This is a genomic window from Burkholderia sp. BE17 (genome assembly GCF_009362305.1).
Lineage (GTDB): Bacteria > Pseudomonadota > Gammaproteobacteria > Burkholderiales > Burkholderiaceae > Burkholderia > Burkholderia pyrrocinia_C.
This window is the reverse complement of the sequence record NZ_WHNU01000014.1, coordinates 48,949-63,512: the sequence shown is the minus strand read 5'-3', so window position 1 is coordinate 63,512 and position 14,564 is coordinate 48,949. Positions and strand designations below refer to the sequence as shown.

15 protein-coding genes are annotated in these 14,564 nt (G+C 69.0%); 9 read left to right on the top strand and 6 right to left on the bottom strand.

Annotated features, from left to right (window positions below; all coding sequences use genetic code 11):
• Positions 1-20: 20 nt before the first annotated feature.
• Positions 21-458 carry a YidB family protein gene (locus tag GD429_RS14185; protein WP_152857486.1) on the bottom strand — a complete coding sequence of 146 codons (438 nt, stop codon included), beginning with the start codon at positions 456-458 and terminating at the stop codon, positions 21-23.
• A gap of 88 nt (positions 459-546) precedes the next feature.
• Complete coding sequence (locus GD429_RS14180; RefSeq protein ID WP_152857485.1) at positions 547-1,158, bottom strand: ComEA family DNA-binding protein; 612 nt, start codon at positions 1,156-1,158, stop codon at positions 547-549.
• A 285-nt stretch (positions 1,159-1,443) separates the two neighbouring features.
• Between GD429_RS14180 and GD429_RS14175 the strand changes: the two genes are divergently transcribed.
• On the top strand, positions 1,444-1,905 hold the full coding sequence (locus GD429_RS14175; RefSeq protein WP_152857484.1) for a MerR family transcriptional regulator: 462 nt from the start codon (positions 1,444-1,446) through the stop codon (positions 1,903-1,905).
• Positions 1,889-2,323 (top strand): carboxymuconolactone decarboxylase family protein, encoded by a 435-nt coding sequence (locus GD429_RS14170; RefSeq protein ID WP_152857483.1) that lies wholly within the window; start codon positions 1,889-1,891, stop codon positions 2,321-2,323. The genes GD429_RS14175 and GD429_RS14170 overlap by 17 nt, the downstream gene beginning before the upstream one ends.
• A gap of 19 nt (positions 2,324-2,342) precedes the next feature.
• On the opposite strand, the gene GD429_RS14165 is transcribed toward GD429_RS14170, so the two are convergent.
• On the bottom strand, positions 2,343-4,259 hold the full coding sequence (locus GD429_RS14165; protein WP_152857482.1) for a sigma-54-dependent Fis family transcriptional regulator: 1,917 nt from the start codon (positions 4,257-4,259) through the stop codon (positions 2,343-2,345).
• 235 nt (positions 4,260-4,494) lie between these two features.
• On the opposite strand from GD429_RS14165, the gene GD429_RS40440 reads away from it, so the two are divergent.
• The 7 genes from GD429_RS40440 (at position 4,495) to lipA (ending at position 10,887) form a co-directional block, all read left to right on the top strand.
• The gene (locus GD429_RS40440) at positions 4,495-4,788 is read left to right on the top strand and encodes a hypothetical protein (protein WP_193727110.1); all 294 of its coding nucleotides are present in this window, start codon (positions 4,495-4,497) and stop codon (positions 4,786-4,788) included.
• Positions 4,785-5,843: an ATP-NAD kinase family protein gene (locus GD429_RS14160; protein ID WP_321574601.1), complete on the top strand. Its 1,059-nt coding sequence runs from the start codon at positions 4,785-4,787 to the stop codon at positions 5,841-5,843. Before GD429_RS40440 ends, GD429_RS14160 begins: the two co-directional genes overlap by 4 nt.
• Positions 5,844-5,902: 59 nt before the next feature.
• Entirely contained in the window at positions 5,903-6,679 is a 777-nt protein-coding gene (locus GD429_RS14155) for an SDR family NAD(P)-dependent oxidoreductase (protein ID WP_152857481.1), read from the top strand.
• Between the two features lie 77 nt (positions 6,680-6,756).
• Positions 6,757-7,740, top strand: coding sequence for a thiamine pyrophosphate-dependent dehydrogenase E1 component subunit alpha (locus tag GD429_RS14150; RefSeq protein WP_152857480.1), 984 nt, complete (start codon positions 6,757-6,759; stop codon positions 7,738-7,740).
• A 54-nt stretch (positions 7,741-7,794) separates the two neighbouring features.
• Positions 7,795-8,799 (top strand): alpha-ketoacid dehydrogenase subunit beta, encoded by a 1,005-nt coding sequence (locus tag GD429_RS14145; RefSeq protein WP_034181263.1) that lies wholly within the window; start codon positions 7,795-7,797, stop codon positions 8,797-8,799.
• 4 nt (positions 8,800-8,803) lie between these two features.
• Complete coding sequence (locus GD429_RS14140; protein ID WP_152857479.1) at positions 8,804-9,919, top strand: acetoin dehydrogenase dihydrolipoyllysine-residue acetyltransferase subunit; 1,116 nt, start codon at positions 8,804-8,806, stop codon at positions 9,917-9,919.
• A 2-nt stretch (positions 9,920-9,921) separates the two neighbouring features.
• Entirely contained in the window at positions 9,922-10,887 is a 966-nt protein-coding gene (lipA, locus tag GD429_RS14135) for a lipoyl synthase (protein ID WP_152857478.1), read from the top strand.
• An 11-nt stretch (positions 10,888-10,898) separates the two neighbouring features.
• On the opposite strand, the gene GD429_RS14130 is transcribed toward lipA, so the two are convergent.
• The 3 genes from GD429_RS14130 to GD429_RS14115 all read right to left on the bottom strand — a co-directional run bounded on the left by GD429_RS14130 (position 10,899) and on the right by GD429_RS14115 (position 14,494).
• On the bottom strand, positions 10,899-12,254 hold the full coding sequence (locus tag GD429_RS14130) for an MATE family efflux transporter (protein ID WP_152857477.1): 1,356 nt from the start codon (positions 12,252-12,254) through the stop codon (positions 10,899-10,901).
• Positions 12,255-12,256: 2 nt separating this feature from the next.
• A complete protein-coding gene (locus GD429_RS14125) occupies positions 12,257-14,089 on the bottom strand; it encodes an ArnT family glycosyltransferase (protein WP_152857476.1) in 1,833 nt (610 codons plus the stop codon).
• Positions 14,090-14,233: 144 nt separating this feature from the next.
• A complete protein-coding gene (locus GD429_RS14115) occupies positions 14,234-14,494 on the bottom strand; it encodes a type B 50S ribosomal protein L31 (protein WP_006753671.1) in 261 nt (86 codons plus the stop codon).
• Positions 14,495-14,564: the final 70 nt, after the last annotated feature.

Here is a 14,564-nt window from a genome sequence, read left to right as displayed (position 1 = left end):
GACTATGAAGCGGCGTGGGCTCAGCCCTGCTTGTTGCCGCCGAACATGCCGGCGAGCTGCGACAGCGAGCCGAGCACGTTCGACGGGTCGACCTGGGCCTGGCCATCGGCCGGCACCGCGCCGTCCGGCGTCGCGTGGTTGACGACGTGCGGCAGCACCTGCGCGAGGACGGTCGAGGCCATCGACGGGTCGACGCCGAACTTGCTTGCCAGCGCGCCGATCGCGTCCGAGCCGAGCACGTTCTGCAGCGCATCCGGCGAGATCGGCTGGTTCTGGCCGGTGCCGACCCACGAGCCGATGATGTCGCCGGCGCCGCCTGCCTTGAACTTTTCGATCAGGCCGTTCAGGCCGCCCGGCTGATTGTTGATGAATTCGAGCGCGGTCGTGATCAGTGCGCTTTGCGAGTTGCCGCCGGACTGGCCGCCGATCAGACCGCCGACGATGTCGAGGAGACCCATGGTTCTTCACCTTTACCGATAAGGGCGCCGCAATAAGGGCGCCCGTTGAACGAATGCCGCGCGCACGCCGTCGCGCGCGCGGCGCATATCAGGCGCCCGACGCCGCGGCGGCGGAGGCTGCCTTGTCCTTCTTGCTCTTTTTCTTCGAACCCTTCGTCGCCTTCGCGGACGACGCTGCGGCCGGTGCGCTCGCACCCGCGTCGGCGGATGCCGCTGCGGCCGCTGCCGCCTTTTCCTTCTTCGATGCGCGCTTGGCCTTGGCCGGCTTCGTGGCCGCATCCGGTGCGCTTGCCGCCGGGGCCGGCGCCGTGGCCGTCGTGCCGGCCGTCGCGGTCGTGGACGTCGACGCGGTGCCTGCCGACGTCGTTGCCGGCGTGGTGGCCGGCTCGGTCGCGGCCGGCTTCGACAGCTTCACGCCCTTCGGCGGCGTCGCCGAGCCGCCGATCGTCAGGCCGTTCTCCTCGAGATGCCCGACCGATTTCGTGCCGAGGCCCTTCACGCGGTTCGCCAGATCGTCGGCGTCCTTGAACGGGCCGTTCTTGGTGCGTTCGTCGATGATCGCCTTCGACTTCACGGGCCCGAGACCCTTCACGGATTCGAGCGTGGCCTGGTCGGCCGTGTTGACTTCGACGGCCGCGGCAAGGCCCGCGGCGAGCGACAGCGATAGCGCGACGAACAGCATCAGCAGCTTTTTCAGCATGGCAAGGGCTCCCTGGTTCTGACGGATGAATGGCTGTTGCAACGGACGGCGGGGCGGCACGCGGCCGGACGTCGCCGTTAAGCATAGGACAAATGCGTGCCCTTTTTAAGACAGGCTGACCGAATCTTGCGGAAGGCTTGCGTCGCTGTAAAGGCCGAAAGCTGCGCCGGGCGGCGATTTTGACCATTCTTTACGGTGTCGCGGGGCATCGCGGGTTGTCGTCGCGCTGGCCGTTCGATAGTGCTTGACTTAGAGTTAGCTCTAACTCCTAACCTTGTTCCTGCCATGTCGAAAACCGTATCCAAACCTTCCGCCGCCGGTCCGCTGACGATCGGGCAAGTCGCCGAGCTGACCGGCGTGTCGACGCATACGTTGCGGTATTACGAGCAGGCCGGCCTGCTGCGTGCGATTTCGCGCACGGCGGCCGGGCACCGGCTCTATGCGCCGGCCGACCTTGACTGGCTGGCCTTCGTGATGCGCCTGAAGGCGACCGGCATGCCGATCGCGCAGATGCAGGAGTTCGCGGCGCTGCGCGCGCAAGGCGAGCCGACGTTCGGCGCGCGGCGCCGATTGCTGGTCGCGCATCGCGACGCGGTGCGCGCGCATATCGCGGAGCTGCAGGCGAGCCTCGACGCGATCGGCGACAAGATCGCGTACTACGAGGCACAGGAACGCGAAACGGAACGACGGGCGACACTTTCTCACTCTCAATCGGAACAGGGCGGACACAATGGAACAACTCGTTGAAGATCGTTATACGCGCGGCTGGAACAAACTGAAGGAAATCGACGGCGAAGTGGGCGAACGCGTGATCGCGGCGCTTGCACCGATCGCACCGGATTTCGGGCGGCTCCTGGTCGAGTTCAGTTTCGGCGACATCTACAGCCGGCCGCAACTCGACCTGAAAGCACGCGAGATCGCGACGATCGCGGCGTTGGCCGCGCTCGGCAACGCACAGCCGCAATTGAAGGTGCATATCGAGGCTGCGCTGAACGTCGGCTGCACGCGCGACGAGATCGTCGAGGTGTTCATGCAGATGGCCGTCTACGCGGGTTTCCCGGCCGCGCTGAACGCGCTGTTCGCCGCGCACGAGGTGTTCGTGCGGCGCGACGAAGCGGCCGGTGAGGCCGGGAAAGCAAGCGAAGCGGCCGCGCAGGCCGCGTGATGGTGGTCGCGCCGGCTCGTCACGCGCGGTGCGGCGCGACGATCCGGTGTTTCGCGATTCGCCGGTACAGCGTCGCGCGCGAGATGCCGAGCGCCTGCGCGGCCGCGTCGGGCCGCCAGCGGTGCGCGGTGAGCGCCGCGACGATGCGGCCGCGCTCGTCGTCGGGCAGCGCGCCGGCCGGCGCGGCGCCGAGCTGGGCGGCGATGTCGGCAGGCAGGTCGCGTCGAGTCACGCGCGCTGTGTCGCACACCGCGCACGCATAACGCAGCACGTTGCGCAGTTGCCGTACGTTGCCGGGCCACGGATAGGCGGCGAGCTGTTCGGCGAGCGTCGCGTCGAGCATGAGCACGTGGCCGGTCGCCTGCGCTTCCTCGGCGAATACGGCGGCAATCACGTCGCGCACGTCCGCGCGCTCGCGCAGCGGCGGCAGTTCGAACGTCGCGCCGCTCAGCCGGTAGTACAGATCTTCGCGGAACGTGCCGTCGGCCACCATGCGCGCGAGATCGCGGTGCGTCGCGCAGATCACGTCGAGATCGACGCGCACGGGCGTATCGCTGCCGAGCGGCACGACCTCGCCGTCGGCGAGCACGCGCAACAGGCGTGTCTGCAGCGCGAGCGGCATGTCGCCGATTTCGTCGAGAAACAGCGTGCCGCCGTCGGCGAGCGCGATCTTGCCGCGCGCGCCGTGCTTGCGCGCACCGGTGAACGCGCCGGCCGCATAGCCGAACAGTTCGCTCTCGATCAACGCTTCCGGCAGCGCGCCGCAGTTGACGGCAACGAACGGCCGCGCGCGCCGCGCACCGGCATCGTGGATCGCGCGCGCGAACACTTCCTTGCCCGCACCGGTTTCGCCGAGCACGAGAATCGGCAGCCGCTTGCTCGCGACCCGCAGCGCGAGCTCCGCCTGTTGCGCGATGTGCGTGTCGCTGCTGTGCAGGAACGGCGTCAGCGCGCCGACGTGGCGCGTCGCGGTGCCCGCGCGCCGCGATACCGTGCCGGGCTCGCGGCCGGCGCGTCGTAGCGGCGCACGCAGCCGCGCATAGAGCGGTGCGCCGGTCGCGCGCAGCCGCAGCGCGACGATCGTATCGAGCCGCGCGGCATCGCGCAGCGGCATCTCGGTTGCGTCGAAGATCTCGTCGATATGGCGCGGTTCGCGCAGCGCCGGCAGCGCATCGCGCGCCTGCCGGTTCGCGGCGACGATATTGCCGCATTCGTCGAACGCGATCAGCCACTCGGGTTGCGCTTCGACGTAGTGACGGTTCGGATGCCCGAACAATATCCAGTGCTGCGCGGTGCTGTGCACGAAGTAGCCGTCCTCGATCAGCGCCGCGCTTTGCCGCACGAGCTGGTAGACGAGGCGCTGGCTGTCGCGGCCGTCGGGCGAATGGACGGCCGACGCGTCGAGCACGCCGATCAGCTCGCCGCCGGGCGAGAAGATCGGCGCCGCGCTGCAGGTGAGCGTCGTGAACGCCGCGCGAAAGTGATCGGTCTTGTGCACGGTGATCGGTGCGAGATCGGTCAGCACGCTCGCGACGCCGCACGTTCCTTCCTCGCTTTCGGACCAGCACGAGCCGATGTGCAACCCCGCATGGCGGAAGTCGTTGCGGCGCTCGCGGTCGATCCGGTAGTCGATCGTCACGCCGTGCGCGTCGGTCAGCATCACGCAGTAGTCGGCGACGCGGATCATGTCGTGCAGCCGCGTCAGGCACTGGCCCGACGCACGCAGGAAGGCTTCCTCCTTGTCGCGCACTTCGCGCAGCTCGGACGCGGTCAGCACGCGCGGGCCGATCGACGAAGCGGGGTCGAGACAGTAGCGCTCCAGCGAACGTTGCCACGACGACACGAGGCGCGCGGAATCGGCCGGCGCGGGCAGGCGTCCGGCGAGCGCGCCGAGTACACGGTCGGCGTGCTGGGCCTGGGGGACGGCGTAGGGCATGGTCGGCTCCGGTTCCGTACGGCGGGGAATTCGATGCTCTTGTAGCACATCCGGTCCGGCGGATCACATTGCATCGCAGCACGCGGCAGGCGTGAGACGTTCGTCTCATGTGTCTCTCGTCCGGTCTCGCGCAGTTGAGACGCCCACAGCGTGGCGTTCGGCTTGTCGCGGCATGCGCCACGCCGCGTCAACGCAGGGTTTGCAGGCAGCGCGGCGCGCTTGGGCAGTCGCCGCGATGAGCGCGTCGTCGCATCGACGACGTGAGACGCGCGGGCAGATTCGCCGCGCGCTGCGTCGTCACGGCCGCGAATCCGGAACACGGGCATGCCCGCCGCGCCAGCGCGGGCGCGGGTTTCGCGGTCATCGCGCGCACGGTGGCACGCCGCTTGCAGAGATCACGGGCAAGTCCGGCGCGGTCGCGTCGGCGACGACGATCCGCAGCCCGTCGATGGCCGCGGACGAAACAGGCAGGGCCGGAGCGGGCGCCAATGCGCCGGTGCCGGTCAACTGGATGGAGACAAACCCGTGACGACGCCAGTTACCGTCGGTGTGATCGCGAACCCCGCTTCGGGGCGCGACATCCGCCGCCTCACGACGCATGCATCCGTGTTTCCGACGGCGGAGAAGGCGAACATGATCGTGCGCCTGCTGGCCGGCCTCGGCGCGATGGGCATCGAGCGCGTGCTGACGCTGCGCGACCGGACGGGCATCGCGACGCTGCTGCTGCGCGCGCTCGACACGCATCGCGCGGTCGCGCCGCACGAGCGCTGGCCCGAGGTCGAGTTCGTCGACCTGCCGATCACCGATACCGTCGCCGACACGCAGGCCGGCGGCGCGTACCTGCACCGGATGGAAGTCGCGCTGATCGTCGTGCTCGGCGGCGACGGCACCCATCGCGCGGTTGCCGCGTTTTGCGGCGCGACGCCGCTCGTCGCGCTGTCCACCGGCACCAACAACGCATTTCCCGAACATCGCGAGGCGACCGTCGCAGGCGTCGCGGCAGGACTCGCCGCGACCGGCGCAGTGCCGGCCGAGGTCGCGTTCACGCGCAACAAGCGACTCGTCGTGCGCTGCGTGGCGGGCGCACAGCCGGGGCGCGAAGAAATTGCGCTCGTCGACGTGTGCGCGGCGCGACAGCGCTTCATCGGCGCCCGCGCGATTTCGGGGCCCGACGATATCGACTCGCTCTACCTGACGTTCGCGGAACCGGACGGCATCGGTTTGTCCGCGCTCGGCGGCGCATGGGCGCCGCTCGAGCGCAGCGCGCCGCACGGGCTTGCAATGCGCTTCGCGGACGAAGGCAAGACGGCCGGCACGCCGCTCGTCGCGCCGATTGCGCCGGGCCGCGTCGACCGCGTCGTGATGCGCAGTTGCGAGCGGCTCGAACCGGGCGCATGGCAGACGATCCCGTTCGAGCGCGGCACGCTCGCGTTCGACGGCGAGCGCGAGATCGAGGTGGCGCGCGGCGATCGCTATGAGATTTCGCTCGACTGGCGCGGGCCGCTTACCGTCGACGTCGGCCGCACGCTGCGCTACGCGTCTTCGCGGCAATTGCTGCGCGACGCCGGCGCGTGGCGTGACTGAGCATCCGGTTTCTCGAACGACATTTCGATATCCATAACGATCATCAAGGAGACATTGCCATGACAACCCCTCTCGAAGGACAGGTCGCCATCGTCACGGGCGGCGCGCGCGGCATCGGCCGCGGCATTGCGCTGACGCTCGCCGGCGCGGGCGCCGACATCCTGCTGGCCGACCTGCTCGACGACGCGCTCGACGCCACCGCGCGCGAGGTGCGCGCGCTCGGCCGCCGGACGGCGGTCGCGAAGGTCGACGTCACGCAGGCCGCGCAGGTCGACGCGATGGTCGCGCAGGCGCTCGCCGAACTCGGCCGGCTCGACATCCTCGTGAACTGCGCGGGCGTGATCAGCATTCATCCGGTCGAAGCGCTGACCGAGCGCGACTGGGATTTCGTGATGGACGTGAACGCGAAGGGCACGTTCCTCGGCTGCCGCGCGGCGCTCGCGCATCTGAAGGCGCAGGGCCGCGGCCGGATCATCAACGTCGCGTCGATCGCCGGCAAGGAAGGTTTTCCGAATCTCGCCCATTACAGCGCATCGAAGTTCGCGGTCGTCGGCTTCACGAACGCGCTCGCGAAGGAACTCGCGCGCGACGGCGTGACCGTCAACGCGATTTGCCCCGGCATCGTGCGTACCTACATGTGGGACCGGCTGTCCGATGAATGGAAGACCGACGGCGAATCGGTCGAGGAATCGTGGCAGCGGCACCAGTTGACGCTGATCCCGCAGGGCCGCGCGCAGACGCCCGAAGACATGGGCCGGCTCGCGCTGTTCTTCGCGACGATGGACAACGTGACGGGCCAGGCCGTGAACGTCGACGGCGGCTTCACGTTCCACTGACGGCCGCAGGCCGTGCAATCCGTCGCCACGGCACGGCCGCGGCGGCATTCGCAGTCAGACCTATCCAGGAGACACACATGACCGTTTCGACCCAGCTCAGCAGGGACAAGCTGCTGGACGCATACCGGCTGATGCGCACGATCCGCGAATTCGAGGAGCGCCTTCACGTCGAATTCGCGACCGGAGAAATCCCCGGCTTCGTTCACCTGTACGCGGGCGAGGAGGCGTCCGCGGTCGGCACGATGCTGCACCTCGGCCTTGCCGACTACGTCGCGACCACGCACCGCGGCCATGGCCATTGCATCGCGAAGGGCGTCGACGTGCACGGGATGATGGCCGAGATCTACGGCAAGAAGACCGGCGTTTGTCACGGCAAGGGCGGCTCGATGCACATCGCCGACCTGTCGATGGGGATGCTCGGCGCGAACGGGATCGTCGGCGCGGGCGGCCCGCTCGTGTGCGGCGCGGCGCTCGCGGCGAAGCACAAGAAGTCCGGCGGCGTCGGCGTGTGCTTCTTCGGCGACGGTGCGTCGAACCAGGGCGTGATCTTCGAATCGATGAACCTCGCGTCGGTGTGGCGGCTGCCCGCGATCTTCGTCGCCGAAAACAACGGTTATGCGGAAGCGACGTCGTCGAGCTGGTCGGTCGCGACCGACAACATCGCGGATCGCGCGAACGGGTTCGGGATGCCGGGCGTGATCGTCGACGGCTTCGACTTCTTCGCGGTGCACGAAGCGCTTGGCGAGGCCGTCGAGCGTGCGCGCAACGGCGGCGGCCCGACGCTCGTCGAGGTGAAGTTCACACGCTATTTCGGCCATTTCGAAGGCGATGCGCAGACCTACCGCGCACCCGGCGAGGTGCAGAAGCTGCGCGACGAGAAGGACTGCCTGAAGCACTTCGAGACGCGCGTCGTGCGCGCCGAGGCGCTGACGACCGCCGACCTGCGCGCGGTCGACGCCCAGGTGAAGGCGCTGATCGACGATGCGGTCGCGCAGGCGAAGGCCGCGCCGCTGCCCGACGCGGCCGACCTGCTGACCGACGTCTACGTGTCGTATCCGTGAGCGCGGCCTGACATCGCAGCCGGCACGGCGAACCGAACATTCCAGGAGACAGACATGGCAAGGAAGATCACTTATTCGCAGGCGATCAACGAGGCGCTCGCGCAGGAAATGGCTCGCGACGACAGCGTGATCGTGATGGGCGAGGACAATGCGGGCGGCGCGGGCGCGCCGGGCGAGGACGACGCGTGGGGCGGCGTGCTCGGCGTGACGAAGGGGCTGTTCCACAAGTTTCCGGGCCGCGTGCTCGATACGCCGCTTTCCGAAGGCGGCTACATCGGCGCGGCGGTCGGCGCGGCTGCGTGCGGGATGCGGCCGGTCGCGGAGCTGATGTTCATCGATTTCATGGGCGTGTGCTTCGACCAGATCTTCAACCAGGCCGCGAAATTCCGCTACATGTTCGGCGGCAAGGCCGTGACGCCGGTCGTGATCCGAGCGATGTACGGCGCCGGGCTGCGCGCGGCCGCGCAGCACTCGCAGATGCTCACGTCGCTGTTCACGCACATCCCGGGGCTGAAGGTCGTGTGTCCGTCGACGCCGTACGACGCGAAGGGGCTGCTGATCCAGGCGATCCGCGACGACGATCCCGTGATCTTCCTCGAGCACAAGCTGCTTTACACGCGCGAGGGCGACGTGCCGGAGGAGTCCTATGCGATTCCGTTCGGCGAGGCGAACGTCATGCGCGACGGCGACGACGCGACCATCGTCACGTACGGCCGGATGGTGCATCTCGCGATGGATGCGGCGGCGAAGCTCGCGAAGGACGGCATCCAGGTCGACGTGATCGACCTGCGCACGACGTCGCCGCTCGACGAGGAAACCATCCTCGAAAGCGCGGAGCGCACCGGGCGCGTGGTGGTGGTCGACGAAGCGAACCCGCGCTGCTCGATCGCGACCGACATCGCCGCGCTCGTCGCGCAGCGCGCGTTCCGAACGCTCAAGGCGCCGATCGAGCTCGTGACCGCGCCGCATACGCCCGCGCCGTTCGCGAGCGTGCTGGAAGACCTGTATATCCCGTCCGCCGATGCGATTGCGCAGGCGGTCCTGAAGACGAGGAGCTGACACGATGTCGATTCACATGATCACAATGCCCAAGTGGGGGCTGTCGATGGAGCAGGGGCAGGTCAACGGCTGGCTGAAGGCGATCGGCGAGCGCGTGACGAAGGGCGACGAAGTGCTCGACGTCGAGACCGACAAGATCTCGTCGGGCGTCGAATGCGCGTTCGACGGCACGCTGCGCCGGCAGGTCGCGCAGGAGGGCGAGACGCTGCCGGTCGGCGCGCTGCTCGGCGTCGTCGCGGCGGCCGAGGCGAGCGATGCCGACATCGATGCGGCGATCGCCGAGTTCCAGCGCGATTTCGTGCCGAGCGCGGCGTCCGACGAAGCGGCGGGACCGCAGCCCGAGAAGGCGCAGATCGGCGGCCGCACGGTGCGCTTCCTGAGGCTCGGCGACGGCATGGGCACGCCCGCCGTGCTGATCCACGGTTTCGGCGGCGACTTGAACAACTGGCTGTTCAATCACGCGGACCTCGCCGCGCACCGGCCCGTGTGGGCGCTCGACTTGCCCGGTCATGGCGAGTCGGGCAAGGCGGTCGACACGGGCAGCCTCGACGAACTGGCCGACGCGGTGCTCGCGCTGCTCGATGCGCAGCACATCGAGCGCGCGCACCTGATCGGCCATTCGATGGGCGGCGCGGTCGCGATGGCCGCGGCCGAACGCGCGCCGCAACGCGTCGCGTCGCTGACGCTGATCGCGAGCGCGGGGCTCGGCGCCGACATCAACCGCGCCTATATCGACGGCTTCGTCGCCGGCAACAGCCGCAACACGCTGAAGCCGCACCTCGGTGCGCTGTTCGCGGACAACGCGCTCGTGACGCGGCAACTCGTCGAGGATCTCGTCAAGTACAAGCGGCTCGAAGGTGTGCAGGCCGCGCTGGAAAAGATCGCGAACGCCGCGTTCGACGGCGCGGCGCAGCGGCGCGTGTTCCGCGAGCGGCTCGCGGCGCTCGCGCCGCGCACGCTCGTGATCTGGGGCGAGCGCGACCAGGTGATCCCCGCGCAGCACGCGCAGGGCTTGCCGGACGGCGTGCGCGCCGAGGTGATCGCCGGCAGCGGGCACATGGTGCAGATGGAGGCGGCTGCCGACGTGAACCGCCTGATCGTCGCGTTTCTCGGAGACTGACGATGGCCGCCGCGCTCGAACGACCCAGCCTCACGGCGCTCGGCCAGCCGGGCGCTAGAAGTCGCGACAAGCTCGCGCGCATTCCGGTGCGCGTCGAGCCCGCGGCCGGCGCGGCGCTGCCGAAGCCGCCGTGGCTGCACGCGCGGCCGATGATGAGCGCGGCGGTGGCCGACATGGCGGCCGTGCTGCGCGACCATCGGCTGCATTCCGTCTGCGAGGAGGCGATGTGCCCGAACATCGGCGAATGCTTCGCGCAGCGCACCGCGACCTTCATGATCATGGGCGGGCTGTGCACGCGGCGCTGCCCGTTCTGCGACGTCGCGCACGGCCGTCCCGAGCCGCTCGATCCCGACGAGCCCGCGCGGCTGGCCGATGCGGCCGCGGCGCTCGGGCTGCGCTACGTCGTGATCACGTCGGTCGACCGCGACGACCTGCGCGACGGCGGCGCCGCGCATTTCGCCGCGTGCATCGCGGCGGTGCGCGCGAGCGTGCCGGGCATCGGCGTCGAAGTGTTGACGCCGGATTTCCGCGGCCGCGTGGCGCGCGCGCTCGACGCGCTGTCGTCGGCCTGGCCGGACGTGTTCAACCACAACATCGAGACGGTGCCGTCGCTGTATCGCGTGGCGCGGCCGGGCGCCGACTATCGCGGCTCGCTCGAACTGCTCGCGCAGGCGAAGGCCGCACGGCCGACGCTCGTGACGAAATCGGGGCTGATGCTCGGGCTCGGCGAGCGCGACGACGAGGTGCGCGACACGCTGCGCGACCTGCGCGCGCACGAAGTCGACGTGCTGACGCTCGGCCAGTATCTCGCGCCGTCCGCGCACCATCTGCCGGTGCGGCGCTACGTGAGCCCGGACGCATTCGCCGCGTGGCGCGACGAGGCGCTGGGGCTCGGTTTCAGGGAAGTCGTCGCCGGCCCGCTCGTGCGGTCGTCCTATCACGCGGCCGACGTGCTGGCGGATGCGTAGCGGGCAGCGCGTCAGGCCTGGGCCGATACGTGCGCGCGGCTCACGTGGCGCAGGTAGAACACGAGCCCGGCGCCCGCAAGCATCAGGCTGACCGTGTTCGCGAACCAGAAGCCGCGCGCGCCCGTCAGCCATGCGGGCGCGATGCCGCCGACGTCGAAGCCGAGCACGTAGCCGCCGCTAAGTCCGACGCCCCACAGCGCGACCGCATAGATCACGGTCGGCACGATCGCGACCTTGTACGCGCGCAGCACGAACGCCGACGTGACCTGCAGCGCATCGAACACGTGGTAGCACGCGACGATCGCGACGAGCGGCAGCGCGGCCGCGGCGACGGCCGGGTTCGGCGTATAGCCGCCGACGATCAGCGGGCGCAGCGTGAATACGAGCACGCCGTATGTCGCGGCCACGCCGCACGCGAACATCACGCTGTGCCGGCCGAGCAGCCGTGCTTCTTCGGGGCGTCCGGCGCCGAGCGCGCGCGCGACCAGCGTCGAGGCCGCCACGCCGATCGACAGCGGCGTCATGTACAGCACCGCGCCGATGTTGCCGGCGATCTGGTGGCCGGCGAGCGTCGTCGTGCCGAACTGCGCGATGAACAGCGCCATGCAGGTGTACGACGTGACCTCGATCAGGTATGACAGGCCCATCGGCACGCCGAGTTTCAGGATCGCCTTCTGGCGCTCCCAGACGGGCCAGCAGAAGCGCGAGAAGATCGCGAGCGGCGCGAACACGTCGAGCTTCGCGAGCAGCGTGTAGCCGATCAGCGCGAGCGCCCAGTTGATCAGCGTGCTGGCCAGCCCGCAGCCGGGGCCGCCGAGGGCCGGCACGCCGAACCCGCCGAAGATGAACCACACGTTGAGCGGAAACTTGAGCAGCAGCGCGCCGATCTGCAGGATCATCGCGAGCCGCGGCTTGCCGGCCGCGTTGGTCAGCGCGTTGTAGATGCGAAAGACGAGGCTGGCGGGCAGCCCGTACGACAGGATGCGCAGGTAGTCGACGGTGCGGTCGTGCAGCGCGGCGGGCGTGTGCGCGATGTGCAGCAGCGGCTCGGGAAAATGCAGCAGCAGGAAGCCGGGTATCGCGAGCAGCAGCGCGAGCCACAGTGCCTGGCGGACTTCCTCGCCGATCTCGGCATAGCGCCGCGCGCCGTACAGTTGCCCGGTGATCGGCTGCAGCGCGGACAGGATGCCCGTCAGGCCGATATAGATCGACACGTAGATCGACGAGCCGAGCCCGAGCGCGGCGAGATCGGTGGCCGAGTAGCGGCCGACCATCGCGGTGTCGATCACGCCGAACGCGATGATCGCGAGCTGACCGACCAGCACCGGCCACGCGAGACCGACGATCCGGCGGATGTCGCCGAACATCGTCAATCGGCCGCCTGGCGGCGCGGCGGGCGACGCTTGACGGGCGTCTTCGGTCGTTCGATGCGCTCGTACAGGCGGAAGCGTTCGTCGCGGTCGGCGACGCGGCGGCCTTCCCATACGAGACGCCACACGTATTGCGACATCGCGCTCGGCTCGCCGAAGTCGGAACGGTCCTGGCGCAGGATCACGTCGCAGTCGCCGGAGAAATCGAAGTGCATGTTGCCGAAGTACGCGAAGGTCGCGATCTGCGCATCGCCGAGCCGCACCGGCGAGATGCACTCGTAGTCGGACGGCAGGTGCAGCGCGATCTGCTGCGCGACATCGCGATAGGTCCGGCCGTAGTTGACGATCGGCAGCCACAGCGTCATCAGCAGCACCCACATCAGCGTGGTGCCCGCGCCCGACAGCACGACGCTGCGCCACAGCACCTTCGGCTGCCGCGAGACGCGCCAGCGCACGAGCACGCACCAGCACACGGTGACGATCACCGCGCAGATGAACGACAGGATCTTGAAATGCGGCTCGTAGCCGGGCACGAGACGCGCGAGGTTGCGTGCGAGCGGATGCGGGAAACCCGTGAGCGACGCGAGCCACACGAGCCATACGAAGGTGCCGAGAATCGTGAAGCTCAGCACCGCGAACCAGTCGAACGCGTTGATCGCACCGCGCTTGAGGGTCGGCAGCGCGAACGTCGCGAGCACCGCGAGCGGCGGCAGCAGCAGCATGTACATGCGGTTCGACTGCTGGCTCTGCAGGATCACGAGCGCGACGAGCGGCACGGCGACCGACAGCGGAATCGCGATGTGCGCGCGGCGGCGCATGCCGGCCCAGCTCCACCACGCCCAGATCGCGAGCGGCCAGGCGGGCCACGTGAACAGCGGCAGGTTTTTCGCCGCATACGCGAGCACGGCGGTCGGCGGGCCCGAAAAGCGCATCAGGCTGCCGTGGATCCACTGGTTGAAGAACCAGGCGGCGTCGTCGGGCGCCGCGACGAACGCGGCAAGCGGCCACAGCGCGAAGATCGCGGCCGCGAGCGGCACGCCGACCAGCGGCAGCCGCAGGTTGCGCATCTCGGGCGTGACGAGCCACAGCGCGGCAGTGCCGGCGAGCAGCGCGACGACCAGCACCGGGTTGCCGGACAGCGCGACGAGGCCGATCGCGAGGCCCCACCACAGCGCGCCCTGCATCGGCTTGTCGATGCCGCGCACGATCCCGTAGACGAGCATCGCGATCCACGCGAACTGCGCGACCTGCGGCGTTGTTTCGTGCCCGCGTTCCGCGAGGCCGAAGCATGCGACGAGGACCAGCAGCGCGCCGTCGGCGAGCGTGCGGCCGTAGTCGCGCGGCTCCGGCTCGCCACCGAACGCGTACTTGAACGGCTGGACCTCGGCGCGGCGGCCGAGCAGGTAGGCCGCGTACCAGACGAATGCGCATGCGACGCAGAACAGCACGCCCGTATCGACGCGCGACGCATTGCTTGCATTGACCCACGGGCCGAGGCCGCGGATCGACAGCGCGCCGAGCCAGTAGCCGAGCGGCCCGTCGGGCGTGATGAACTTGCCGACGAGGTTCGGCAGCAGCCAGTCGTGCCAGCCGCCCTTGGCCATCGTCCACATCACGCCGAAGCCCGCCGCGTCCTCGTTCTTCCACGGGTCGCGGCCGAACAGGCCGAACGCGGCATAGACGAAGCAGAGCGTGAGCAGCAGCCAGCGCGGCAGCGCACGCGTGGCGGAGGCGGTGAGACGGACGACAGGCTTCATGCAGATGAGCGTTTTGTTATGGGCAGGCGGCCGGCGCGGGTGCGCGCGGTCGAGCCGGTTTCGAGCATCCGGCATTGTAGACGCGCCGGCTGCTGCGCGTCAGGTCGTTGCCCGGACGCCGGCCGGCGTTTTTCCGGCGAGCAGAGACAAAAAAGGGCAGCCTGGGCTGCCCTTTTGTGCGATACCGGTGCGTTGCAACCACCGGATGCGGTGCGAAGCTTACTTCGCCTTGCCGCTGGCGCGTACGCCAAACTTGTTCTTGAACTTCTCGACACGGCCTGCCGTGTCCATGATCTTTTGCTGACCCGTGTAGAACGAGTGCGATTCCGACGACACTTCGATCTTGGCGAGCGGGTAGGTCTTGCCGTCGAGTTCGATGTTTTCGCGCGTCTGGATCGTCGAGCGCGTGATGAACTTGAAGCCGTTCGACATGTCTTGGAAGACGACTTCGCGGTAGTTCGGGTGGATGCCTTCTTTCATGGTCTTTCCTTGGTGAGAGCGGTAGCCAACCCGCCGCTTGCCGTGCCGGAGCGCGCACATTGCGCATACA